At 67.7% G+C, this 23,906-nt stretch carries 25 protein-coding genes, 1 tRNA gene and 1 pseudogene; 15 read left to right on the top strand and 12 right to left on the bottom strand.

Annotated elements, in window-relative coordinates; all coding sequences use genetic code 11:
* Positions 1-16: 16 nt before the first annotated feature.
* Positions 17-1,030 carry an amidohydrolase family protein gene (locus AM590_RS11465; protein WP_058827585.1) on the top strand — a complete coding sequence of 338 codons (1,014 nt, stop codon included), beginning with the start codon at positions 17-19 and terminating at the stop codon, positions 1,028-1,030.
* Between the two features lie 135 nt (positions 1,031-1,165).
* On the top strand, positions 1,166-1,720 hold the full coding sequence (locus tag AM590_RS11460) for a universal stress protein (RefSeq protein ID WP_058827584.1): 555 nt from the start codon (positions 1,166-1,168) through the stop codon (positions 1,718-1,720).
* 46 nt (positions 1,721-1,766) lie between these two features.
* Here the strand turns inward: AM590_RS11460 and AM590_RS11455 are convergent, their stop codons facing one another.
* Positions 1,767-2,891, bottom strand: a complete 1,125-nt coding sequence (locus tag AM590_RS11455; protein ID WP_058827583.1) for a biotin--[acetyl-CoA-carboxylase] ligase — start codon at positions 2,889-2,891, stop codon at positions 1,767-1,769.
* A gap of 64 nt (positions 2,892-2,955) precedes the next feature.
* Positions 2,956-4,758 (bottom strand): propionyl-CoA carboxylase biotin carboxylase/biotin-carboxyl carrier subunit, encoded by a 1,803-nt coding sequence (gene pccA, locus AM590_RS11450; RefSeq protein ID WP_058827582.1) that lies wholly within the window; start codon positions 4,756-4,758, stop codon positions 2,956-2,958.
* A gap of 197 nt (positions 4,759-4,955) precedes the next feature.
* On the opposite strand from pccA, the gene asd reads away from it, so the two are divergent.
* On the top strand, positions 4,956-5,990 hold the full coding sequence (gene asd, locus AM590_RS11445; protein ID WP_042662103.1) for an aspartate-semialdehyde dehydrogenase: 1,035 nt from the start codon (positions 4,956-4,958) through the stop codon (positions 5,988-5,990).
* Between the two features lies 1 nt (position 5,991).
* On the opposite strand, the gene AM590_RS11440 is transcribed toward asd, so the two are convergent.
* Positions 5,992-6,576, bottom strand: coding sequence for a GNAT family N-acetyltransferase (locus AM590_RS11440; RefSeq protein WP_058827735.1), 585 nt, complete (start codon positions 6,574-6,576; stop codon positions 5,992-5,994).
* 136 nt (positions 6,577-6,712) lie between these two features.
* Here AM590_RS11440 and AM590_RS11435 point away from each other — a divergent pair, with 136 nt between their 5' ends.
* Together AM590_RS11435 and AM590_RS11430 are read left to right on the top strand one after the other, a co-directional pair.
* Positions 6,713-7,234, top strand: a complete 522-nt coding sequence (locus AM590_RS11435) for an HPP family protein (protein ID WP_058827581.1) — start codon at positions 6,713-6,715, stop codon at positions 7,232-7,234.
* 330 nt (positions 7,235-7,564) lie between these two features.
* Complete coding sequence (locus AM590_RS11430) at positions 7,565-7,834, top strand: hypothetical protein (RefSeq protein WP_004042445.1); 270 nt, start codon at positions 7,565-7,567, stop codon at positions 7,832-7,834.
* Positions 7,835-8,052: 218 nt separating this feature from the next.
* On the opposite strand, the gene AM590_RS11425 is transcribed toward AM590_RS11430, so the two are convergent.
* Positions 8,053-8,123 (bottom strand) — tRNA-Pro (locus AM590_RS11425).
* 173 nt (positions 8,124-8,296) lie between these two features.
* Between AM590_RS11425 and AM590_RS11420 the strand changes: the two genes are divergently transcribed.
* Positions 8,297-8,581, top strand: a complete 285-nt coding sequence (locus AM590_RS11420; protein WP_058827580.1) for a hypothetical protein — start codon at positions 8,297-8,299, stop codon at positions 8,579-8,581.
* A gap of 12 nt (positions 8,582-8,593) precedes the next feature.
* Here the strand turns inward: AM590_RS11420 and AM590_RS11415 are convergent, their stop codons facing one another.
* From AM590_RS11415 to AM590_RS11400, 4 genes are all read right to left on the bottom strand, one after another.
* On the bottom strand, positions 8,594-9,463 hold the full coding sequence (locus tag AM590_RS11415) for an RNA-guided pseudouridylation complex pseudouridine synthase subunit Cbf5 (RefSeq protein ID WP_058827579.1): 870 nt from the start codon (positions 9,461-9,463) through the stop codon (positions 8,594-8,596).
* A gap of 2 nt (positions 9,464-9,465) precedes the next feature.
* Entirely contained in the window at positions 9,466-10,044 is a 579-nt protein-coding gene (cmk, locus tag AM590_RS11410) for a (d)CMP kinase (RefSeq protein ID WP_058827578.1), read from the bottom strand.
* A gap of 149 nt (positions 10,045-10,193) precedes the next feature.
* The gene (locus tag AM590_RS11405) at positions 10,194-11,114 is read right to left on the bottom strand and encodes a DUF106 domain-containing protein (RefSeq protein ID WP_058827577.1); all 921 of its coding nucleotides are present in this window, start codon (positions 11,112-11,114) and stop codon (positions 10,194-10,196) included.
* Between the two features lie 121 nt (positions 11,115-11,235).
* Complete coding sequence (locus AM590_RS11400) at positions 11,236-11,862, bottom strand: adenylate kinase (protein WP_058827576.1); 627 nt, start codon at positions 11,860-11,862, stop codon at positions 11,236-11,238.
* A 208-nt stretch (positions 11,863-12,070) separates the two neighbouring features.
* Here AM590_RS11400 and AM590_RS20515 point away from each other — a divergent pair, with 208 nt between their 5' ends.
* From AM590_RS20515 to kynU, 8 genes and pseudogenes are all read left to right on the top strand, one after another.
* Complete coding sequence (locus AM590_RS20515) at positions 12,071-12,217, top strand: hypothetical protein (RefSeq protein ID WP_157575461.1); 147 nt, start codon at positions 12,071-12,073, stop codon at positions 12,215-12,217.
* Positions 12,214-13,233, top strand: a complete 1,020-nt coding sequence (locus AM590_RS11395) for a YeiH family protein (RefSeq protein WP_058827575.1) — start codon at positions 12,214-12,216, stop codon at positions 13,231-13,233. The genes AM590_RS20515 and AM590_RS11395 overlap by 4 nt, the downstream gene beginning before the upstream one ends.
* A gap of 88 nt (positions 13,234-13,321) precedes the next feature.
* Positions 13,322-13,717: a hypothetical protein gene (locus tag AM590_RS11390; RefSeq protein WP_058827574.1), complete on the top strand. Its 396-nt coding sequence runs from the start codon at positions 13,322-13,324 to the stop codon at positions 13,715-13,717.
* Positions 13,718-13,909: 192 nt separating this feature from the next.
* Positions 13,910-14,371 (top strand): universal stress protein, encoded by a 462-nt coding sequence (locus AM590_RS11385; protein WP_058827573.1) that lies wholly within the window; start codon positions 13,910-13,912, stop codon positions 14,369-14,371.
* Complete coding sequence (locus AM590_RS11380; RefSeq protein ID WP_058827572.1) at positions 14,368-16,587, top strand: amino acid permease; 2,220 nt, start codon at positions 14,368-14,370, stop codon at positions 16,585-16,587. Before AM590_RS11385 ends, AM590_RS11380 begins: the two co-directional genes overlap by 4 nt.
* A 93-nt stretch (positions 16,588-16,680) precedes the next feature.
* A pseudogene (locus AM590_RS11375) lies at positions 16,681-17,631 on the top strand (alpha/beta fold hydrolase).
* Between the two features lie 310 nt (positions 17,632-17,941).
* On the top strand, positions 17,942-18,985 hold the full coding sequence (locus AM590_RS11370; protein ID WP_058827571.1) for an AIR synthase family protein: 1,044 nt from the start codon (positions 17,942-17,944) through the stop codon (positions 18,983-18,985).
* A gap of 69 nt (positions 18,986-19,054) precedes the next feature.
* On the top strand, positions 19,055-20,359 hold the full coding sequence (gene kynU / locus AM590_RS11365) for a kynureninase (RefSeq protein ID WP_157575460.1): 1,305 nt from the start codon (positions 19,055-19,057) through the stop codon (positions 20,357-20,359).
* 27 nt (positions 20,360-20,386) lie between these two features.
* On the opposite strand, the gene AM590_RS11360 is transcribed toward kynU, so the two are convergent.
* The 4 genes from AM590_RS11360 to AM590_RS11345 form a co-directional block, all read right to left on the bottom strand.
* Positions 20,387-21,085 (bottom strand): SDR family NAD(P)-dependent oxidoreductase, encoded by a 699-nt coding sequence (locus AM590_RS11360; RefSeq protein WP_058827570.1) that lies wholly within the window; start codon positions 21,083-21,085, stop codon positions 20,387-20,389.
* An 88-nt stretch (positions 21,086-21,173) separates the two neighbouring features.
* Positions 21,174-21,593: a desampylase gene (locus tag AM590_RS11355; RefSeq protein WP_058827569.1), complete on the bottom strand. Its 420-nt coding sequence runs from the start codon at positions 21,591-21,593 to the stop codon at positions 21,174-21,176.
* Positions 21,580-22,149, bottom strand: a complete 570-nt coding sequence (locus tag AM590_RS11350) for an NUDIX domain-containing protein (RefSeq protein WP_058566919.1) — start codon at positions 22,147-22,149, stop codon at positions 21,580-21,582. Before AM590_RS11350 ends, AM590_RS11355 begins: the two co-directional genes overlap by 14 nt.
* A gap of 72 nt (positions 22,150-22,221) precedes the next feature.
* Positions 22,222-22,635 carry an Lrp/AsnC family transcriptional regulator gene (locus tag AM590_RS11345; protein WP_004042482.1) on the bottom strand — a complete coding sequence of 138 codons (414 nt, stop codon included), beginning with the start codon at positions 22,633-22,635 and terminating at the stop codon, positions 22,222-22,224.
* 97 nt (positions 22,636-22,732) lie between these two features.
* Here AM590_RS11345 and carA point away from each other — a divergent pair, with 97 nt between their 5' ends.
* The gene (gene carA / locus AM590_RS11340; RefSeq protein ID WP_058827568.1) at positions 22,733-23,815 is read left to right on the top strand and encodes a glutamine-hydrolyzing carbamoyl-phosphate synthase small subunit; all 1,083 of its coding nucleotides are present in this window, start codon (positions 22,733-22,735) and stop codon (positions 23,813-23,815) included.
* Positions 23,816-23,906: the final 91 nt, after the last annotated feature.

The raw sequence follows: 23,906 nt of genomic DNA, 5'->3' as shown, positions 1-23,906 counted from the left end.
GACGCATTCGAGAGCGATGCAACTCGAGGGTACGATACTCCGCGGCCGCGACTTCGACCCGGTCGAGGGGCGGGTCGTCGTCGAGGACGGCACGATAACCGCAATCGAGGAGACGGCGACCGATTCGACGGATATCATCCTCCCGGCGTTCGTCAACGCCCACACCCACCTCGGCGACTCCATCGCCAAGGAGGCCGGCGAGGGGCTGTCGCTCGACGACCTCGTCGCGCCGCCGGACGGGCTGAAACACCGGCTCCTCCGCGCGGCCAGCACCGAGGAGAAAGCCGCCGCGATGCACCGGTCGCTCCGGATGATGGAGGCCGGCGGCACGGCCGCGTGTCTGGAGTTCCGCGAGGGCGGCGTCGAGGGCGTCGACGTCATCCGGCAGGCGCTCGACGGGCGCGACATCGAGGCGGTCGTCTTCGGACGCGAGACGGCGGACGCGATGGAAATCGCCGATGGCTTCGGCGCGTCGGGCGCGCGGGACGGCGAGTTCGGCGCGCTCCGGAACGCGACCGAGGCCGCCGGAAAACTGTTCGGCATCCACGCGGGCGAGCGCGACGCCCACGACATCAACGCCGCGTTGGACCTCGAACCGGACTTCCTCGTCCACATGGTCCACCCCGAGGCGCTCCACCTCGAACGCGTCGAGGACAGCGAGATACCCATCGTCATCTGCCCGCGGTCGAACCTCGTCACCGACGCGGGCGTCGCGCCCATTCGCGAACTGGTCGACCGCACCACCGTCGCGCTCGGCACGGACAACGTGATGCTCAACAGCCCCTCGATGTTCCGCGAGATGGAGTTCACCTCCAAGCTGGCGGACGTTTCCGCCGCCGAGGTCCTCCGTATGGCGACCGTCAACGGGGCCGACATCGCCGGGCTGAACTACGGCCTCGTCGAGGAGGGCCGCGACGCCAAGCTTCTGGTCCTCGACGGCGACACGGACAACCTCGCGGGCGTCGAGAACGTGGTCCGCGCCGTCGTCCGCCGCGCCGGGCAGGCGGACGTGAAAGACGTGTATCTCTGAGAGCGGGCGACGCCCTCTCCTCCAGAATTCGCTCCCAACGGGCCGCAGAACGCTCACGGACGCTGACCTATTCTCGCAGTACTCCTCCCGTAGCAAAGGGTTATTACCGACCCCGAGAAAATGTTATCAAGTGTCATGGTGTTGTACGACCGAATCATCGTTCCCATCGACGGCTCCGCCGGTTCCGAGCGCGTCGCAGTCCATGCGGCGGCCTTAGCGGCCGTCCACGATGCGGAACTCCACGGGGTGTACGTGGTGAACGCGGGGAGCTTCGCGGGGCTCCCGATGGAATCGTCGTGGGAGGGGCTCGACGACATGTTGCGGGCCGACGCCGAGTCGGCGCTCGACCAAGTCGAGCGCGCGGCCGAGTCACAGGGTGTCCCCGTCGAGACGCACGTCCTCGAAGGGACGCCGAGCCGGGAAATCGTCGAGTTCGCCGAGCGGGGCGGGTGCGACCTCATCGTGATGGGGACTCACGGCCGCGGCGGTATCGACCGCCTCCTCCTCGGGTCGGTCGCGGAAAAGGTCGTTCGGGCGTCGAAAGTTCCCGTCCTGACCGTCCGCATCGAGGGCGGCGGCGACGACGCGGACGAGTTCGCCGTCGGGGTACCGGACGACGCCGCGCCCGAGCCGCCCGCTGAGGCCGACGCGGCCGCCGACTCGACGGCGACGGCGGACGGCGGGGAATAGCGGACTAGTGAACTAGCCGAACGCTGGTGCGGGTTCGATCGCGGTCTCAGCGCCCGCCGTCGGCCGGGCGCAGGTGTTCGCAGTCGCCGGCGTGGACTCGTTTTTCGCCCTCGTCGGTTCGGACGACGAGCGTGCCGGGGTGTTCGACGTCGATTGCGTCCCCCTCGATGACGCCGCTCGCGGTGTGGACGCGGACCCGTCTGCCGAGCGTGTCCGCCCGCTCGCGCCACGCGGGGAGGACCGCGTCGAGGTCGCCGCGCAGTTCGTCGAATCGTTCGAGCACCCGCTGGACGAACACGCGGCGCTCGACGGGACCGGCCTCGGCGGCGACGCTCGTCGCGCCCTCGGGGAGGGCCGCGGGGTCGAGGTTGACGTTGATTCCGGGGCCGATGACGAGCCACGAGACCCGGTCGGCCTCGCCTTCCATCTCGGTGAGGATGCCGCAGAGCTTCCGGTAGCCGCGGTCGGCGGGCGTGTCGGTGTCTACGGGCGTGTCGGAGTTTTTCGAACTGCCACCGGCGTGAGCCGGTGAACCTCCGCTCACTTCGTTCGCGGAAACATCGTCTGCATTCGTAGACGAACCGCCACTCGCTTCGCTCGCGGAGACACCGTCGGACGCTGACGCGCCCGACGAGTTATCGTTCGCTTCGCTCACGATAACGTCGTTCGGCCACTTGATGCTCGCGTCCACCCCGGCCTCGCGCGCCGCGTCGCAGACGGCGACGGCCATCGCCAGCGTGTACAGCGGGACGTACGCCGGCGGTTCGTCCGGGCGGACGAGCAGGCTCATCCAGACGCCGCCGTCGGGCGCGGACCATTCCCGATTTTTCCTGCCTCGACTGGCGGTCTGCTGGCGGGCGACGATGACCACGTCGCTCGCGCCCTCGGCGGCGAGGGCGCGGGCGCGGTCGTTCGAGGAGTCGAGCGTCTCGTGGAACTCCACGTCGTAGTCGGCGTCGAGACCGTACTCGATTGCCGGGCCGCCGTACTCCGGTACGTCGGTGACGACGTAGCCGTCGCCGGCGCTCTCGACGCCGAACCCCTCGTCGCGGAGTGACTCGACGTGCTTCCAGACCGCGGCGCGGGAGACGCCCAGTCGGTCGGCGAGGTCGGGCCCGGAGACGGGGCCCTCGGCGAGTGCGTCCAGGAGGGCGCGTCGCGTGTCGCTCATGGAGGTCGGTACCAGCGCACGGGAAAAGAGGTTCGCGGTTCGAGCGTCGCTTCGGGCCGCAGGACTATTCGAGGACGAGCAGCACGTCGCCCATGTCGACGCTGTCGCCCTCGGAGACGAGGACCTGCGAGACGGTGCCGCCGCGCTCGGCGACCACGTCGTTTTCCATCTTCATGGCTTCGAGGATGCAGACGGTGTCGCCGGGTTCGACCTCGTCGCCCTCCTCGACTTCGACAGAGAGGATAGTCCCCTGCATCTCGGCGGTGACGGACTCGCCGTCGCCCTCGATAATCTGCTGGGAGTCGTCGTTTCCGCCGTCGTCGCGGCGCTTGCGCGGGCCGGCGGAGTTAGATTTGCCCGCGGACGCGTTCCCGACCGGGATGGCGGGCGCGCCGCGCTCTTCGAGGCTGACCTCGAAGCGCTTGCCGTTGACCTCGACGGTGAAGGTGCGTTCCGTGACCTCGTCGTCGTCGTCATCGTCGGCGACGGCCTCGGGCGACCAGCGCTCGACGGCGGCCTGGATGCGGTCGCGGTCGAGCACCTCGTCGAGGTACTTCGTCGTGTGGCTCCCTTCGCGGAACGCCTCGTCGGTGAGCATGAGGCGGTGGAACGGGATGACCGTGCGGAGCCCCTCGATGTCGAACTCGGCGAGCGCGCGCTCGGCCCGGGCGAGGACCTCCTCGCGGTCCGAGGCGGTGACGATGAGTTTGGCTATCATCGAGTCGTAGTCGCCGCCGATTTCGTCGCCCTGGCGGACGGCGTCGTCCATGCGGACGCCGATGCCGCCCGGCGGGTCGTAGGTCGCGAGCGTGCCCGTCGCGGGCGCGAACTCCTTTTCGGGGGCCTCGGCGTTGATTCGGAACTCCATCGAGTGGCCCTCGATTTCCACGTCGTCCTGCGAGAAGTCGAGTTCCTCGCCGGCGGCGACGCGCAGTTGCCACTTCACCACGTCGAGGCCCGTCACTTCCTCGGTGACGGTGTGTTCGACCTGGATGCGCGTGTTGACCTCCATGAAGTAGAACTCGCCGTCCTCGACGAGGAACTCCACGGTGCCGGCGTTGGTGTAGTCGGCGGCGCGGACGCCGCGGCGGGCGGCCTCACCGATGCGCTCGCGGAGGTCGTCGGACAGCGCCGGCGACGGGGCCTCCTCGATGACCTTCTGGTGACGGCGCTGGAGCGAGCAGTCGCGCTCGCCGAGATGGCGGACGTTGCCGTGCTCGTCGGCGAGAATCTGCACCTCGATGTGGCGCGGCGCTTCGAGGTACTTCTCGACGTAGACCGAGGCGTTGTCGAAGTACGCCTCGCCCTCGCGCTTTGCCGTCTCGAACTGCTCGTCGACCTCGTCCTCGGAGTGGACGACCTTCAAGCCGCGGCCGCCGCCGCCGCCCTCGGCCTTGATGGCGACCGGGTAGCCGAACTCGTCGGCGACGGCCTTCACGTCCTCGGCGGAGTCGGCGGGTTCGGTCGTGCCGGGGACGACCGGTACGTCGGCGTCCTGCATGAGCGCGCGGGCCTTCGTCTTCTCGCCGAGGCGCTCCATGGCGTCGGCCGACGGGCCGACCCACTTGAACTCGGACTCCTCGACCTTCCGGGCGAACGCGGCGTTCTCCGCGAGGAAGCCGTAGCCGGGGTGGATAGCGTCGGCGTCGGCCTTCCGCGCGGCCTCGATGACCGACTCGTGGTCGAGGTAGGAATCGGCCGCACGGGCGGGACCGATGTTGTACGCCTCGTCGGCGTACCGCACGTGCCCGCCGTGTTTGTCCGCCTCGCTGTAGACGGCGACGGTTCGGACTCCGAGCTCCTCGCAGGCGCGCATGACGCGCACCGCGATCTCGCCTCGGTTGGCGACGAGAACCTTGCTGAACATTTGCGGTAGTCTTTCAGGGAACCGCACGTTATTCTATCGATTTTACCAACGCACGTCGGTGGCCGATTCGACAGACGACGATTTACGTGTTCGACCGTGATAGAACGGCCGAGCTTACACTTCTCTGGCACTATACGCCGCGAATACTGGTTCAAATCCAAACGGCCTTATGCGTGTGCCACACTACGACACGGGTAATGGCAGTACGAGTCGGCATCCTCGGTGCAACCGGCGCAGTCGGACAGCGATTCATCCAGCTCCTCGAAGACCACCCGACGTTCGAACTCGCGGCGCTGACCGCGAGCGAGTCGAGCGCGGGCAAGCGATACGACGAGGCCGCGAAGTGGCGCGTCAACACCCCCATCCCGGACGACGTGGCCGCGATGGAAGTCGGCAGCACCGACCCCGCGGACGTGCCCGACGACATCGACCTCCTGTTTTCGTCGCTCCCGTCGTCGGTCGCCGCCGAGGTCGAACCCGAGTTCCTCGAGGCGGGCTACGTCGTCTCCTCGAACTCCTCGAACGACCGCATGGCACCCGACGTGCCGCTCACGATTCCGGAGATTAATCCGGAGCACCTCGACCTCATCGAGGTCCAGCGCGACGAGCGCGGCTGGGACGGCGCGCTCGTGAAGAACCCGAACTGCTCGACCATCACGATGGTCCCGACGCTCGCCGCGCTCGACCAGTTCGGCCTCGAACGCGTCGACGTCACGACCCTGCAGGCCGTCTCCGGCGCGGGCTACGACGGCGTTACCTCGATGGAAATCATCGATAACGCCATCCCGCACATCGGCGGCGAAGAAGAGAAGATGGAGACGGAGTCCCGCAAGCTTCTGGGCTCGTTCGACGGCGCGGAAGTCGCGCTCCACGGCGCGGAGGTCAACGCCTCGTGTAACCGCATCCCGACGCTCGACGGCCACCTCGAGAGCGTCTTCGCCGACCTCGCCGACGACGCCTCCCCCGAGGACGTCGCGGCCGCGATGCGCGAGTACCCCGGCGTCGACCTCCCGAGCGCACCCGAACAGCTCATCCACGTCTTCGAGGACAACTTCCGGCCGCAGCCCCGCCTCGACCGCGAGCGCGGCGACGGCATGCAGATCTCCGCCGGCGGCATCCAGGCCACCGAGCACGGCGTGAAGTACAACTGCCTCGCGCACAACACGATTCGCGGCGCGGCCGGCGCGTCGGTCCTCAACGGCGAACTCCTCGCCCAAGAGGGCTGGATTTAGGCTATATCCACCCGTCGGCGTCGCCTCCGACCTCGCTTTCGGCGCCACGGGCTTTCTCTTCGTCTCGCCACTCGTCGGCGAGCCGACCGTATCGAAGCACGTCGACGTGTTCCCCGTCGACGAACCCCTGTTCTCGGTGGACGCCCTCGCGTTCGAAGCCGGCTTTCTCCAGCACGCGGGTCGACGCCGGGTTCGTCTCGTAGGCGTTCGCGTACAGTTTGTTGAGCCGACGCTCGCCGAAGGCGTAGCCGCAGAGCGTCCGCAGCGCGTCCGTCGCGTAGCCGTTGCCCCAGTGGTCGGGCGCGACGAGATAGCCGACCTCGGCCGCCCCGGTGACGACGTTCGGCGGCTTGAGGCCGATAGTCCCGACCGGGTCGCCGCCGACCGAGACGACGAAACTGATGTCGTCGCCGTCGCCGCGCGACTCGGCCCACTCGCGCTCTGCCGCGCGCGTCACGGGGTCGGCGGCGGCGATTCCCCGTCGAACCCGCGGGTCGTTGACCGTCTCGTGGAGGAACTCGACGTGCTCCGACTCGACGGTTCTGAGTTCGACGCGGTCGCCTTCGAGAAACGCGGCTCCGGACATACCCCGTCCGTCGTCGCGGCCGCACTTCAACGTGGGCGTGCGGAGCACGCGGTATCTGTCGACGAGTCCCACGGTACCGGTTCGATTCGGTCAGAGTTAGACACCGTTTTCACGCCGCGTCGACAGAGCGTGTCACATGTCTCGACGCGGTCTCGAAACGGGGCTCTCCGCCGGCCTGCTCGTCGCCGCACTCGGCGGCGTCGCGTGGGCGACCGGCGAGCCGTTCGTCTTTCCGAGCCTCGGACCCACGGCGTTCGTCCTCGCGTTCCGCCGTCGGGGCGGGCACTCCCGCCCGTCTCGCATCGTCGGCGGCCACGCCGTCGGTGCCGTCGTCGGCTTCGCGGCCTACGCGCTCGTCGCCCCCGGCGTGACGCTGGCCCCGTCGCTCTCGGCCGCGTCGACGGACACGCTGCGACTCGTCACGAGCGGGGCGGTCTCGGTCGCCGCGACGGGCTGGGGAATGGTCGAACTCGACGCGGTCCACCCGCCGGCCTGTGCGACGACGCTCATCGTCTCGCTCGGACTGCTTTCGACGCCCCAGTCGATCGCGACTATCGTCGCGAGTGTAGTCGTTCTCGTGGGGGCCCACCGGGCGACGGAGGCGCTGCTCGCTGAGATGTACGGAGATCGTCTCCCCGACACGGGAACGCGGAGTTGAGGTCCGGTCCGCCCCGGTAGTCGCTCGGACAGTCGATTCTCCGTCCCGTCGGCTCGAATCGATAGCCGAGAGAGAATGAATGGTGGGTAGAGGGCGGGTGATTTCGCTTGTCGCCCTGATGTGCCTCTGACAGCAGCAAATACTAACTCGTCACCGAGTTATTTATGATTTCTGTGAAACACGTTCGCACCGGCCGCGCTAGCGCCGCTCGCGTGCAAACGTGGCATATCCGGCATCGGTGAGCCTCCGGCCCGACTGATATTCTCCGACAAGAGACACCGACGACGACAGGTATATGTTCCATGGTCTCAATTGACACGCTGTATCGCTATGAAGCCGTGCCACAGCTGTCAGGCGGTTATCGACGAGTACATCCTGGACAAAAAGCTCGAAGTGCTGCGCGACCTCACGGTTGACGACTTCAACCTGTGTGCGGACTGCACCACAGTCGTCGCCGATGCGTGCGTGGAATGCGGCGGTGGCGTCTATGTCCCGCGGGGCGAAACGACGGTCCCCGACTACTGTCCGGCGTGCCGCGCGGACCTCATCCGGCGGACGGGGAGCGACCCCGGCTGGACCTGCGATGCCGTCTCGACCTGAGTAGCGGTTCTCGGCCGATTTTTTGGTGGTTGTTGCTGGGTGTGACGGAAAGTCACACCGTGTCACGCTCGGAGTCACCACGAAATTTTTGTCAGCCGCCGTTTGGCTACTGCACCGCGAGGCGAGCGAAGCGAGCCCTCGTGGGACGTTTTTGGTCCAGATTTTTGCGAGGAGACTGTCGCTCTCCGAGCGACAGTCAACGAAGTAAAAAGGTGGTATGGGACCGCTGAGAGTCGAACTCAGGTCCTACCGACCCCATCGGCAGAGGATACCACTACCCCACGGTCCCGGGGTGCATTCAAAGCGACGCGTGTCTCGCGGTTAAGCCCTTCGTTTCGTCGCGGCGACGCGAAGGGCTGCCGTGCCACGGTATCGCACCGTCGTCGTGCGGTTCGAACGGTGCCACGAAACCGATTCCACTCCACGAGTACGCTTTTGCCACCTCGGAAGTAATGACAACGTATGCTCACGTCCCTCCAGAGCGTCCCGATCGGACTCCTCCCGTTCGTCGCGATGCTCCTCGTCCTCCTCGCGTTGGGCGTCGCGGGCGCCCGGTGGTGGTCGATTCGCCGCGGTGGCGAGTCCGAACCGGCGGCGGACCGCCCCGAGGAGTCGCACGGTTACCCACTGGCGTCGTGGCGCTACGTCTACGACCTCGACAAATCGGACGCGAAACGAGAGGTCGCGTCGGTCAACGAACAGGCGGAGACGCTCGCGGACGCGGAGAAAAAACGTCGGAGAAAGTAGCGCGAAGCGGCCTCAGACCAACACGGCTTCCAGCGAGACGACCGTCCCCGAGTCGGCGTCGGCGTCGCCGACGAGTTCGCCCAGACAGACGGCCGAGCCGTCGTCGGTGAAGCAGGCGACGAGGTCGCCGCGGGAGGCGTCGGTATCAACGTCGAAGACCCCGGGCGCGTAGACGGGCGCGCCGTTGGCGACCTCGCGGGCCGCGCTGTTGGCGATGGTCACGGACGGGAGGTGCGATAGCGCCCGCTCGGCGGGTGAGACCACGTCGCGGAGCCACGACTCGTCGCCCTCCTCGGCGAACGCGAGGGCGTCTGTGAGGTCGTGGAGCGTCACGAGGTCCGCGTCGTCGAAGGGGTCGGTCGCGGTCCGGCGCAGGTGGCCCATGTGGCCGCCGGTGCCGAGCGCGAGGCCGAGGTCGTGACACAGCTTTCGGATGTACGTCCCCGACTCGCAGCGGATGCGCAGGAGCGCCTGTCTGTCTTTCACTTCGAGGAGGTCGAGGTCGTACACCTCGCGGACGCGGAGGCGGCGCGAGACGGCGGACTTCCGCGGGGGCTTCTGGTAGAGCTTCGATTCGAACTCGGCGACGGTCGAGTCGATGTCGGCCGGCGCGGGCCCGTGGAGTTCGAGCACGGAGACGTACTCTTTCGAGCCTTCGAGGAACACCTGCGCCATGCGGGTCGCGTCGCCGAGGAGAGTCGGCAGACAGCCGGTCACCTTCGGGTCCAGCGTTCCAGAGTGGGCGGCACGGTCGACGTCGGCCATGTCGCGGACCCAGCCGGTGACTTGGTGGGCCGACGGCCCCGGCGGCTTGTCGAGGTTGACGACGCCGAACGAAAGCAGGTCGTCGACGCTCCGGTGTTCGGGCGGGTCTCGGAGCATAGTCAGAAGTCGTAACGGACGCCGTCGACGGGGTACTTGCCCTCGTCGGCCTCGGGGTCGTAGGAGTCGACCGCAGCGATGCAGATGGCGGTCACCTCGTCAGGGCCCCAGCGGGCAGTGTTGAGCGCGATATCGTAGATAGAGAGGTCCGTGATGTTGATGTCGTAGTACGCGTCGTACCGCTTGGCCTCGCTCGCCTCGCGGGTCGTCGTCTCCTCGCGGGCGATGTCGGGCGCTTTGTCCTCGCGGTCGGCGATGCGCTCGGCGCGAACGTCGACGGGGGCGTCGAGCCAAAAACGGAGGTCGGCGGCGTCGCCGGCGAGCCAGCCGGCGAGGCGAGATTCGAGGAGCACGTCGTCGCGGTCGAGGGCGATGTCGCGGAGGCGGCGGTCGAGGTCGCGGTCGATCTGGTCGTCCTCCTCGGCGAGTTTGTTGAACTCGACGGCGGTCATGTCGCGCTCGGCGGCGAGCTCGCGGAAGATGTCCCCGCCGCTTATGTGTTCGAGGTCGAACGCCTCGGCGAGCGCGGCGGCGGTCGTGCTTTTCCCGCTGCCCGGTGGTCCGGAGACGGTCAGTAACATATCCATGCTGTGTGCGGTCGGCTAAAAGGTGTTATCGTTGCCGACGACCCCTGCGGAAGCTTCTCACGGGGTGAGTGCGAGAGAACCGAGGCTGGTGAGACGCGGAAACGGAGAGAGAAACGGAGTCGGTTCGAGTCGCTCGGGTCGGCTTACGACGCCGACGGCGACATGTCGATGTTCAGGCTCTTGCGGATGATCTGGGTGAAGCCCATCGAGCAGAGGAAGTACCAGACAATCCACGCCTGCATGGGACCGATGACTCCCTGCTTCCACTCGACGGACCCGACGAGCGGGAGCACGATATTCTCGGTGACGATGTGCGGGTCGGAGCCCCCGCCGACGCCGATGGCCCAATACATCCAGAGGAACACCGGGATGGTGAGGAACATGATCCAGACCATCGGGCGGAACTGCTCTTTGAACATGCCCATCTGGTCGCCCATCGCCTCCATCTGCTCTTCTTGAATCTTCTCGAGCGCCGCGTCGTCGCCGCGCTCCTTGGCGTCTTTCTGTCGCTGTTGGATGTCCTTCATCCGCTCTTGATACATGCCCATCTTCTCCATGTCCATGAGGTTCGCCTGCAGGAGCGTGGAGTAGAGGCCGGTCGCGAGCGCGAGGACCATCACGACGGCGTAGAACGGGAGCATGTCGGCCAGCGGGCCGAGCGCCACGTCCATCACGCCGCCGATGACGTTCCGAACCTCGGCGACCGAGTAGCCGAGGAACAGGCCGACGGTGACGACGGCCGCGCCCTTGTCGTACTTCGACCACGAGGAGTCGCCGGTGTCGATGTCGGCCGACGAGGACGACGACGAGTCGCCGGAGTCGGACGTGTCGTCTTCGAGGCCGGCGCGGGTCTCCGCCGCGTCGGCGAGCCGGAACCCCTCGTCGCCATCGACGAGGATACCTTTCTCGATGAGGCGGCCCCACTGGCCGCTCGTGAGCTCGTCGCGAACGTCGGCCCACTCGACTTCTCCGTCGTCCGCCCGGTCGAGGACGGTTTCGACGGCGGCGCGCATGTCGGCGTCGGAGCCGACGAGGTCGCGCACCCGAGATTCGATTCGTGCCATTACCGCCCCTTTAGCAACCGGCTGTTATCAAGGTTTTACTCTGGAGACGAGAGCGAGCGCGCCGGCGACAGCGCCGGCGCTCCGAGTATAGTCGGTGAAAAACGTCGTTCCGAGTGCGCGCTTACGCGTCGTCGATGACGGCCTGAACGTCCTCGAAGACCTCGTCCGGGGTCTGTTCGCCGTCGACCTCGACGAGGACGCCCTCGTCGCGGTAGTGTTCGATGACCGGCTCGGTGTTCTCCTTGAACACCGACAGGCGCTCGCGGACCGTCTCTTCGGTGTCGTCGTCGCGCTGGACGAGTTCGCCGCCGCAGTCGTCGCAGACGCCCTCCTCCTCGGGCTGGTTGAACTTCACGTGGAAGTTCGTGCCGCAGTCGTCGCAGACGCGGCGGCCGGTGAGGCGCTCGACGAGTTCGGATTCGGCGACCTTCAGGTAGATGACCGCGTCGAGGTCGGTGATTTCGGTGAGGTACTCCGCCTGCGAGAGGTTCCGCGGGTAGCCGTCGAGGACGTAGCCGTCGGCGTCCTTCAGCGCGGCCTCGACGATTTCGTTGACGACCGCGTCGGGGACGAGTTCGCCCTTCTCCATGAACGAACGGGGCGTCCCGTACTCGGTCTCCATGTCCTTGTTCGCGCGCAGCGCGTCGCCCGTGGTGACGTGTTCGACGCCGTAGGTCTCGGCGAGTCGCTTCGACTGTGTGCCCTTACCTGCGCCCGGCGCTCCGAGCAAGAGGATGCGCTTTGCCATATCTGACCCCATCCGGCGAGAGCATATAGTGTTGAAGATACGTACTGAGTTCTGCGACATCGATGGTCAGAGGAACAAGAAAATATTGCTCTTTGTTCGTCGTTCTACAGCTCTCACGGTCGTCCCACCGCGGTGTTCGAGGTTTTTGTTGCCGGTTTCGCAGACGGAAGCGACACGTTCAACGGCGCGGCTCTCGTGGCACCAGTAAATGCGCGATTCGTCCCTCATGCGCGACGCGCTCGGCGCGACAGCCGTCGAGCGCGCGTACGGTCTGTGGTGTACGCTCGAACGCGGCTGGCGCGCGACTGCCCTCGGACTCGTCGTCGTGACTGTCCTCGTGGCGCTTGGGCCGTGAGCGCCGGGGAGAACTCGGACGCCGGCGTCGGCCGGCTCGCACGACTCGCCCCGGGCGTCACCCTCCTCGTCGCCCTCGCGGGGGCGGCGGCGCTCGTCGCCGGCTTCGTTCCCGGCGTCAACGCGCTCTTGCTCGGCGTCCTCTTCGGGGCCGTCGTCGCCAACACGGTCGGCGTCCCCGACTGGGCGCGACCCGGCGTCGACACGCAGAAGCTCCTCCTCGAGACGGGTATTGTCCTGCTCGGCGCTCGCATCGCAATCGACGAACTCGTCGCCTCCGGCCCCGTGCTGGTCGCGCTCGTCGTCGTCACCGTCGCCGCGGGCGTCCTCCTCGTCGAGGCCGTCGCCGGACAGGTGTTCGGCCTCGACGACAAGACCGGGTCGCTTCTCGCGGCCGGCGCGAGCGTCTGCGGCGTCTCCGCGGCCACCGCCATCGCCGGCACCATCGACGCCGACGGCGAGTCCCTCACCCACGTCGTCGCCGCGGTCCTCCTGTTCGACGCGCTCACGCTCGCCGCGTTCCCCATCGCCGGTGACCTGCTTCCGCTGTCCGGCCGTCAGTTCGGTATCTGGGCCGGTCTGAGCATGTTCAGCACCGGTCCCGTCACCGCGGCCGGCTTCGCCCACTCCGAAGTGGCGGGCCGCTGGGCGACCGTGACCAAACTCGCGCGCAACTCCATGCTCGGCTTCGTCGCCGTCGCCTACGCGGTTCGCTACGCCGGCCGGGCCGAGGAAGCCGCGACCGGTCTGCGCGCCGTCTTTGACGGGGTCCCGCGGTTCCTCGTCGGCTTCGTCGCCGTCGCCGCCGTCGCTAACCTCGGCCTGCTCTCGGATGCAACGCTCGCGACCGTCGGCACCGCCAGCGACGCCCTGTTCGCGCTCGCGTTCGTCGGGCTCGGTCTCGACGTTCGGCTCGACGCGATGCGACAGACGGGCGCGGCTCCGCTCGCCGTCCTCGGACTGCAGCTACTCACCATCAGCGCGCTCGCGCTCGCCGCGGTTCTCGCGCTGTTCTGACGCGCTGACGGCCGTCTCGGCCGTCGCCGTCGGAGGCACACCGCGCCGACGCGGGCCGCTTTTGTACCGCCCGGGTGTAGCAACCCACATGACTCGATTCGAGGCCGACACCGCCCGCGAGCGCCGGAAGCTCTTCGCCGACGCCGTGTCGGCGCACCGCGACCGCGGCAGCGCCTTTCTCACCATCGAGGCCGAGCGCCTCGCCGACGTTGACGGCGAGGGCCCCGGCCCGTGGGTTCAGTTCGCCGACCAGACGTTCAACATGGACGTGACCGACGAGGAACTCGACCGGCTCAAGGGGCTGCTCGCGGAGTTCCCCGAGTTCCGAATCGATCAGTTGGAGAGCCCCGAAGAGGCCGAGGGAACGAACGTCCGCATCACCGCCCGCTCGGACGCGAACCGCCTCGCCGGCTTCGCTGACCGGGTCTTTCAGGCGGTCTACGGCCGCGACGAGGCGTACCGGGCGTGGGTCACCGCCGTCTGAGAACGCGTTCTCTCCGCGTTCGATTCGCTTCGACGCGGTGCCCCGGTTTGCGAACTTCTAAATCTATTGCCGCACAACCTCCGCGCATGAATTCCCGACGGTCACGTTGTGAATTGGGCTCGCTCGCCCCGGCACAATCCCGTTCCGCCGGGTGGAATCGCCTCTCTTACACCACACCCACAGGTTCGACACATGACTGAACACGTCGAATCGCTGTTCTCTCACCCTCTGCTCCCGCTCGCGAACGCGGACGACGCCGAACTCACCTGTGCCACCGCGTTCCCGCGCATCGCAGCGGCCGACGGTCGGGCCTCCGTCGTCCACGTCATCGAGAAGGCGGGCGGCGCGCCGGACAAAGCCGGCGTCGAACAGCGCGAGGAGGTCGCAGACGAGCTGTTCGATATCGCTCGCCGCGCCGCGAACGACGCCGGCATCGAACTCAAGACCGATCTCCGGTTCGCGACCGACGTCGGCGACGCCATTCTCGAGGCGGCTCGCGAGGCCGACGCGACGGCTATCGTCTTCACCCCGCGCGGCGGCCGCTCGTGGTGGGACCTCTTTTCCGGCGCGGTCCGCGAGGAGTTGATTCGGCACAGCGACCGCCCCGTGGTCGTGCTGCCGGCGGACGGCGCCGACGAAGACGGTGAAACATGACAGACGAGGAACTCGCGAAAGACCTCGGCCCGCTCGCGGCGTTGACCATCGGTATCGGGACGATGATCGGCGCGGGCATCTTCGTGCTTCCGGGGGCCGCGGTCCAACAGGCCGGGCCGCTCGCGGCCGCCGCGTTCGTCCTCGGCGGCGTCATCGCGCTCTTGACCGCCATGTCCGCCAGCGAACTGGGCACCGCGATGCCGAAATCCGGCGGTGCGTACTACTACATCAACCACGCCCTCGGACCGCTGTTCGGCAGTGTCGCCGGGTGGGGCAACTGGATGGGACTCGCGTTCGCCTCCGCGTTCTACATGACCGGCTTCGGTCAGTACGTGGTGACGTTCCTCCCCATTCCGAGCCTCGTCCTCGGCGGTATCACGGTTTCCGCCGTGAAGCTCGTCGCCCTCGCGGGCGGTCTGCTCTTCGTGTTCATCAACTACGTCGGCGCGAAGGAGACGGGGAAGCTACAGAACGCCATCGTCCTCATTTTGCTGGCCATCCTCGCCGTGTTCACGGTCTTCGGACTCCTGAACGCGGACCTCGCGAAACTCCGGCCGTTCGTCCCGCCGGACAAGGGCGTGTCGCCGCTCCTGCCCGTGACCGGCCTCATCTTCGTCTCGTACCTCGGATTCGTCCAGATCACCTCCGTCGCGGAGGAGATCAAGGACCCCGGAAAGAATCTCCCGCGGGCCGTCCTCGGCAGCGTCGTCATCGTGACGCTGGTGTACGCGCTCGTCCTCCTGACCGTGCTGGCCGCCGTGGACAACAGCCTCGTCGCCGGGAACGAGACCGCCGTCGTCGACGTCGCCCGGCTCCTCATCGGTCCGGTCGGTGCGGGCGCGATGCTGTTCGGCGGCCTCCTCGCCACCGCCTCGTCCGCGAACGCCTCGATTCTCGCTTCCTCGCGGATTAACTTCGCCATGGGGCGCGACCGAATCGTCTCCTCGGAACTCAACGAGATTCACCCCCGGTTCGGCACGCCGTACCGCTCTATCGCCATCACCGGCGGGTTTATCCTCCTGTTTATCCTGCTGGCTGACGTCAACACCCTCGCGAACGCCGGGAGCGTTCTCCACCTCATCATCTACGGGCTGCTCAACGTCTCGCTCATCGTGATGCGCGTGTCCGACCCCGAGGATTACCAGCCGGACTACCGGGTTCCGCTGTACCCCCTTGTTCCCATCCTCGGGGCGATTACGTCGTTCGCGCTCATCGCGTTCTTCGCCGACACTATCGTCCTCCTCGCGGCCGGCTTCGTGGTGTTCGCCATGCTGTGGTACGCCGCCTACGCCCGCACGAAGGCGACGAAGCAGGGGATCCTCGGAAAGTACCTGCTCCAGCAGTCGGAGCAGCTCCCGGACGCCGCAGTCTCGGCCGCCACCTCGGTCCAGCCCGACGGGGGCTACCGCGTCATGGTCCCGCTTTCGAACCCCGAAAGCGAGCGCGACCTCATCTCGCTGGCCGGGGCCGTCACCAAGGCCAACGACGGGACGCTCGTCGGCGTCCACATCGTGAAGGTGCCGGACCAGACCGCTCTCGAATCGGCCCGCGAGGAGTACGACTTCGCCGAGGCCGACCGCCTGCTCGAACAGGCCCGCGTCGACGCCGACGAACTCGGCGTGGACATGGAGACCCACACCGTTCTCTCCCACCGGTCGTTCGAGGAAGTGTTCGACGCGGCGGAGACCTACAACGCCGACCTCGTCGTCATGGGCTGGGGCCCCGACAGCCACGGGTCGCCCGGCCGCGCCGAGAGCGCGTACGAGGAGATAACGCACGCGCTCCCCTACGACGTGTTGGTGCTGAAGGACCGCGGCTTCGACCCCTCGCACGTGCTCGTCCCGACCGCCGGCGGCCCGGACTCCGACCTTTCGGCGTCCATCGCCTCGGTCTTACGCGAGTTCTGCGATGCGGAGATAGAGCTCCTCCACGTCGCCGACGACAGGGACGCGGGTGAGCGCTTCCTCCGCGAGTGGGCCGACGAGCGCGGGCTCGGCGACGCCACGCTCACCGTCGAGACCGGCGACGTCGAGAGGGCTATCGAGTCGCACGCGACCGACGCGTCACTGCTCGTCGTCGGTGCGACGGAGCGCGGCCTGCTCTCGCGGCTCGTCAGCGGCACCGTCGTCATGGACGTCGTCGACGACGTGGAGTGTTCGGTCCTCTTAGCCGAACGGAGTCGCTCTCGGAGCATCAGAGAGCGCCTGTTCGGGTAGCCGAACCGGCCGCGGAACCGACCCGTTTTTTCGCCGTCGACGGCCTCTCGCGCCGCCGCGGCACATTTGTCCTTCGCCGCCGTAGCGAGGGGTATGGCGAAGCAATCGGGGCTGTCGCGCGACGACGTGGAGCTGTCCGTCGAGGCGACGAGCCGCCGCATCGACGCGGGTGAGGTCACGCTCCATGCGGTCGAAGCCGGACCGGAAGACGGCGAACTCGTTGTCCTCCTCCACGGCTTTCCGGAGTGTTGGTACGCGTGGACGGACTACCTCCGCCCGTTGACCGAAGCGGGCTACCGGGTCGTCGCGCTCGACCAGCGCGGCTACAACCTGAGCGACCGCCCCTCGGGTGTCGAGTGGTACAGTATCGACGAACTCGCCGGTGACGTGGTCGGCGTCGCGGACGCGCTCGGCCACGAGAAGGCCCACGTCGTCGGTCACGACTGGGGTGGCGCAGTGGCGTGGTGGACCGCGCTCCACCACCGCGACCGGGTGCGGTCGCTCACCGCGATGAACCTCCCACACCCGGCGGTGCTCTCCCGCCACCTCAGACGCGACCCGGCCCAACAGCTCCGAAGCTGGTATGTCCTGTTCTTCCAGCTGCCGAAACTCCCCGAACTCCTCGCCCCTGTCGGCGACTAGGCCGTCCTGGAACGGACGATGACCGGCTCCGCGCTCCCCGGCACGTTCTCGGCGACCGACCTCGACTGCTATCGCGCCGCGTGGTCTGTCTCCGGAGCCTACGGCTCGATGGTCGACTGGTACCGGGCGGTCGCCCGCGAGCGCCCGCGGCCCCGCGCCGAGGCGGTCGAACATCCGACGCTCGTCGTCTGGGGGAGCCGCGACCGGTTCCTCCGACCGAAGATGGCGCGCGAGAGCCTCGCGTTCTGCGAGGACGGTCACCTCAAGACGTTCGACGAGGCGACCCACTGGGTCCACCACGAGGAGCCGGTGGCGGTCGCCCGCGCGCTCGTCGAACACCTCGACGACGCGTGGCGGACCCCGAACAACACCCCCGACGAGGCGGGCCACCGACCGGTCTGACCGCCGTCGGTCGATTCCGGTGTGGCGGCAGTATTCTCCGCAACCTCACTGGAGCTATATAGGTCCATCGAGGGAACTTAGCGAGGTTCTTGTACGTCCGGCGTTCAGGTTGAAGCGACGCGGGCAGTCCGGTGGTGGGACTTTCCATGCCCCTTCGAACCGTCTCCGCGTCTCTTCATGAGCAGGGACGGGGGACCGTCCCACCTTTTGACCGGTGAGCGGCCGCGCCGACGACCGGGCCTCGACCCCACCGGGACGCCCGTCGTCGCCGGATGAGTACGTTCTTACTCGCGGCCCTCGCAGGACGCGTATGACCGACCTCGGAAAGGTCGACCGCGAGTTCTTCGACGAGTACATCTACCCGCGGTTGGGCGCGGCCCGCGACGACGTGGCGCTCGGCCCGACCCACGGCGTCGACTTCGGCCTCCTCGACATCGACGGCACCGCCGTCGCCATCGCGACCGACCCCGTCTCCGTGCTCCCCGCGCTCGGCTTCGAGCGTGCGGGCCGGTTCGCCATCGACATCGTCCTCTCGGACATCGCCGTCTCGGGGCTGGACCCCTCGCACCTCGCCGTCTCCTTTACGCTCCCACCCGAGATGACCGACGCGCAGTTCGCCGAACTCTGGGAAGCGATGCACGACGAGGCCGACGACCTCGGCGTCAGCATCGTCACGGGCCACACCGCCCGCTACGCCGGCTGTTCGTACCCGTGGGTCGGTGGCGCAACCGCTCTCGCCGTCGGCGACCACGACGACGTGGTCCGTCCGGACGGCGCGAGACCCGGCGACGACGTGCTCGTGACGAAGGGGCCGGGCGTCGAGGCGACCGGCCTTCTGACGACGCTCTTTCCGGACGCGTTCGCCGACCTCGACGACGACGTGCTTGCGGCCGCACAGGCACGGCTCGACGAGACCGACGCCGTCCGCGACGCGATGACCGTCTCGGCCGCCGGCGGCCGCGGCGTCCACGCCATGCACGACGCCACCGAGTGCGGCGTCCACGGCGCACTCAACGAAATCGCCGAGAGCGCGGGCGTCCAACTCGAAATCGACGAGTCGAGCATCCCGATTCGCCCCGGCGTCCGCGAGACCTGCGACTTCCTCGGCATCGACCCGTGGCGCTCGACCACCGCCGGGTCGCTCGTCGTCGCCACGGACCCCTCGGTCACGGACGACGTGGTCGCCGCGCTCGACGCCCGCGGTACCCCCGTCGGCGTCGCCGGCACCGTCGTCGCGGGCGAGGGCGTCGTCGTGGACGGCGAACGAATCGAGCACCCCGACGTTGACCCCTCGTGGGCCGCCTACGACCGACTCGCCCGCGAGGCCGAGGCGGCAGCGACCGACGCCGAATAAGCGGACTCAGCCCTCTTTTTCCAGCGCGGCCGCGTACCTACTTGTCGCGCGAGCGCTTCGGGTCGACGTATGACTGACTTCGACGACTCCGACATTACCGACATTGCCGACGACTTCACCGTCGACGCCGCCCGCGAGATGGACGCGGCGGACCCGCTTTCGGACCTCCGCGACCGGTTCTACGTCCCCGAGGGCGAACTGTACATGGACGGTAACTCGCTCGGCCCGCTCTCCGTCGACGCCGAAGCGGCGCTCGAACGCGTCATCGACGAGTGGCGCGACCTCGCCATCCGCGGATGGACCGACGCCGACCCGGAGTGGTTCACCTACGGCGAGCGACTGGGCGAGCGACTCGCCCCGCTCGTCGGCGCGAACCCCGACGAGGTCGTCGTCGCCAACTCCACCACCGTCAACATCCACGCACTCGTCGGCACGTTCTACGACCCCGCCCGCGGCGAGAACATCGTCGTCGACGACCTCGACTTCCCGACGGACCACTACGCGATTCGCGCGCAACTCCGAGCGGCCGGCCGCGACCCCGACGAGGCGCTCCGCGTGGTCGAGACCCGCGACGGGCGGACCATCAAGACCGAGGACGTACTCGACGCCATCGACGACGACGTGGGAATGGTGTTTCTCCCCTCGGTCCTCTACCGGAGCGGCCAACTGTTCGACATCGAGACCATCACCGAGGCGGCGCACGACGCCGGCGCGCTGGCCGGCTTCGACCTCGCGCACTCGGTCGGCGCGGTCCCGCACCGGCTCTCCGAGGTCGGCGCGGACTTCGCCGTCTGGTGTCACTACAAGTATCTCAACGCCGGCCCCGGCTCCATCGCCGGCCTCTACGTCAACGAGCGCCACTTCGGCGTCACGCCCGCGCTCGCCGGCTGGTGGGGCAACGACAAGGAGACGCAGTTCGACATGGCGATGACCTACGAGCCGGCGCAGTCGGCCGGCGCGTTCCAGTCGGGGACGGTCCCGGTGCTGTCCGCGGCCCCACTCGACGGCGCGCTCGACATCGTCGAGGACGCGGGCGGCGTGGCCGCCCTCCGCGAGAAGTCGCTGGCGCTCACGGACTACCTCATCGACCTCGTGGACGAGCGACTGCCCGAGTGCGAGGTCGGCACGCCGCGTGACCCCGCGGCCCGCGGCGGCCACGTCGCGGTCGAACATCCAGAGGCCTACCGCGTCAGCCTCGCGCTCAAGGAGCGCGGCGTCGTCGTGGACTTCCGCCAACCCAACGTCGTTCGCATGGCGCCCGCGCCGGCGTACGTCGGCTTCGAGGACGTGTACCGGGCGGTCGAGCACTACCGCGAGATTCTGGACGAAGACGAATACGAGGCGTTCGAGAAGCAGAGCGGCGGCGTGACGTGAGGGCCGCGGCGGCGGGGCGTCGGTCGCTTACCAGTCGATGACTTCCTTGTCGCGCCAGAACTTCCCCGCGGGCGCGCCGGGCTTGAACGTCGCGAGCCACGTCGGCGTCTCCGCGCCCTTCTCGACCGGCCGGTTGGCCTCCTCGCCACCCATGTCGGTGCGGACCCAGCCGGGACACACCGAGTTGGCGATGAGGCCGTCGTCGCCGTACTGGCCGTCGAGGTAGACCGTGAGGCCGTTGAGGCCGGTCTTCGAGATTCGATACGCGGGCGACCCGCCGGACTGCTCCTCGCCGAGCGCGCCCATGCCCGACGAGACGTTGACGACGCGGCCGCCGTCGGACTGGAGGAGGAGGGGAACCGCGTGCTTGCACAGGAGCATCGGCCCGCGGAGGTTGACGCCGAGGGTGCGGTCGATTCGCTCGGTCGGTTCGGCGACGATGTCATCACCATCCTCGGCGATGCCGGCGTTGTTGACGAGGATGTCGAGGCGGTTCTGGTCGGCGAAGATGCCGTCGACGACCTCCTCGATGTCGCCTTCTTGGGTCACGTCGAGGAGGACTCGCTCCGTCCCCTCTGGCGTCTCGTTCGTGACGCTGCGCGACCCCGCGTACACCGTCGCGCCGCGGTCGCGGAGGTTCTCGGCTATCTGGCGGCCGATGCCTCGGTTCGCGCCGGTGACGAGCGCGACCTGTCCGTCGAGGTCGTCGTAGCGGTCGGGTTCCATGGCTGCGTCTGTGAACTGAGTAAGGATATTCTCACCGAAGCGTGCCGGCGGTCGCGGCGCACCGGCGAAGGTTCGGGAGGCCGACGAGTTACTCGACCGCGATAGCGAGTTCGCTGAACTCGTTTCCGGTCCACTCGTGGGCCGTCATCCGGCCGTCGGGCGAGCAGATGAGATAGACGTAGCCCGGCCACGACGCCTGTTCCCGGTCGGCCGCGCTCGGGACGGGGGCGGACTCGGGGTGCGAGTGGTAGAAGCCGACCGCGTCGTCGCCCGCGGACTCGACGGCTTCGATAATCGAAACGGTCTCTTCGGGGTCGAGTTCGTAAGCGACCCGCGGCTCGTCGGCGACGTTCGAAACGGGGTGAGCGGCGGTGACGGTGCGCGCGTCGCTGTCACCGGCGAGGACGCCGCAGACCTCCGCGGGCGGGTCGCTGGCGGCACCCTTGCGGGCGTGCGAGAGAACCGAATCCTGCGCGTCTCGTTCGATCGAGAGCCTACTCGAAGTCACGGCGCATGGCGATTTCGAACCACGGGCAGAGACGCAGTTGACGGTACCACTCGGGGTGGTCGTGGAGGTGCTCGTAGTCAACCCAGAGCATGCCCGCGATTTCCTCTTCGTCGGGGTCGAGCGTGGTGTCTTCGAGCGTGACCTTCAGGACGGCACAGACCTCCCATTCGAGGCCGGCGTTCTCGTAGTAGCGCTTGTACTCGAACTTGTCCGTGACCCGGAGGTCGGAGTACTGATCGGGCGAGATGCCGAGTTCCTCTTCGAGGCGCTCTTCGGTGGCTTCCTCTTGGGTCTGTCCCTCGACGGGGTGAGACGCGACGGTGCCGTCCCAGGAGGTGTCCCACAGGCGCTTGTTGGGCGCGCGCTGGGCGAGGAGTATCTGTCCCTCCTCGTTGAACACGAGGCAGGTGAAGGCGCGGTGGCGGATACCGTCGCCCGTGTGGGCGTCGAGTCGGTTGACCGTCCCCTCGGCGTTGTCGTCGGAGTCGACGGCGATGACGTCCTGCGCTGCGTTCTTGTGGAGTTCAGTAGCCTCGTCGGCCGCTGCGTTGCTCATGTGCCTTCCGTCGGAGTCGGGGGTCAACTAAGCTTCGATGCGAACCGCGGACCACGCGGCGGCGGCGCGCAATTAGCCGAGGCGCTCGTCGAGAATCAGGCGGGTCTTCGTGCTCTTCACGTCGTCGTGCTCGCGGGCGCGGGTGATGAGGTCGTTGACGGCGCGGGTGTCGGCGGCGTCGACGACGAGGACGATGTCCTCCTCGCCGGAGACCTGCCAGACGAAGTCGACGTCCTTCCAGTCGGCCATCAACTCGGACACGTCGTTGGTGTCCACGTCGACCGCGACGGTCACCTCTATCATCGCCTTCAGGTTCCCCGTGCGGGTCGAAATCGTAAAGCGCTCGATGACGCCTTCCTCGACCAACCGCTCGACGCGGTTTCTGACGGTCCCCTCGGAGGTCCCGACTTCGGCCGCAATCTCCGTGTTTGGGGTCCGAGCGTCCCGTCGAAGGATATCGAGGATGCGTCGGTCAAGCTCGTCCATATCTCACGTGCCGTCCCCAGCGACTTACCGATTACGAATTTCGTAACTCGACTTCGAAAGTAACACTTATGCACCCGTGTTCCGTTCGTTTCTCGTAATGTCGGACGCCTATCTGGCGCTGGAAGACGGTCGCGTGGTCGAAGCGCGTGGCCGTGTTCCGGGGCGCACACGCGGTGAACTGGTGTTCACAACCGCATATACGGGATACGAAGAGAGTCTGACCGACCCTTCGTACGAAGAACAAGTGCTCACCTTCTCGTACCCCCTCATCGGGAACTACGGCGTCCGAGCCGAGCGATTCGAGTCCGACCGGGTCCACCCTCGGGCGGCCGTCGCACGCGAGTTCACCGAGGAGGTCGTCGAGTGGCTCGCCGACGAGGGCGTCCCAGCGGTCGACCATCTCGACACGCGCGACCTCGTCACGTCCATCCGCGAGGAGGGCGCGATGAAGGTCGGAATCGCCGTCGGCGAGGACGTGACCCCCGAGGACGCGAAGGAAGAACTCGCGCAGTGTAAGGGCATGAGCGAGCACGTCGACATCGGTGCGCAGGTCACCACGACCGAGCTGACGACGTTCGAGGGCGACGGCGACACCACCGTCGCGCTCGTCGACTGCGGCGCGAAGGGCTCCATCGTGGACTCACTCGTCGACCGCGGTGCGACGGTCCACGTGCTCCCCTACGATGCGGACGCCGAGGACGTGACCGCGCTCGACCCCGACGTGCTGTTCATCTCGAACGGCCCCGGCGACCCCGAGAACTACACCGCGACGCGCGAACTCGTCGAGGAGTTCGCCGGCGAGGTCCCGCTGGCGGGCATCTGCCTCGGCCAGCAGATCGTCGCCAGCGCGCTCGGCGGCACCACCGAGAAGATGGCCTTCGGCCACCGCGGCGTCAACCAGCCCGTCCGCGACCTTCAGAGCGGAAAGGTCGTCATGACGACCCAGAACCACGGCTACACCGTCGCCGACCCCGGCGACCAACTCGACGTGACGCAGGTCAACGTCAACGACGACACCGCCGAGGGCCTCGCCAGCGAGGAACTGAGCGTCATCACGCGCCAGTACCACCCCGAAGCCCACCCCGGTCCCCACGACTCGCTCGGGTTCTTCGACGACGTGCTCGCCATGGCGGGTACAGAGGGAAACGAGCATAAGCCCCGAGCCGTCGCCTCGGACTGACCACCGCGACCGCGACCGAACTCGAATCCGCGGCCGATTGCACCCGGCCGCAGCCGGACGAACGTTGATTTTTCTGATACGTTTTCCAGCG

The organism is Haloferax sp. Q22, from assembly GCF_001482285.1.
Lineage (GTDB): Archaea > Halobacteriota > Halobacteria > Halobacteriales > Haloferacaceae > Haloferax.
Note: the sequence above shows the minus strand (reverse complement) of the source record. Positions and strands in the feature narration are given on the sequence as shown.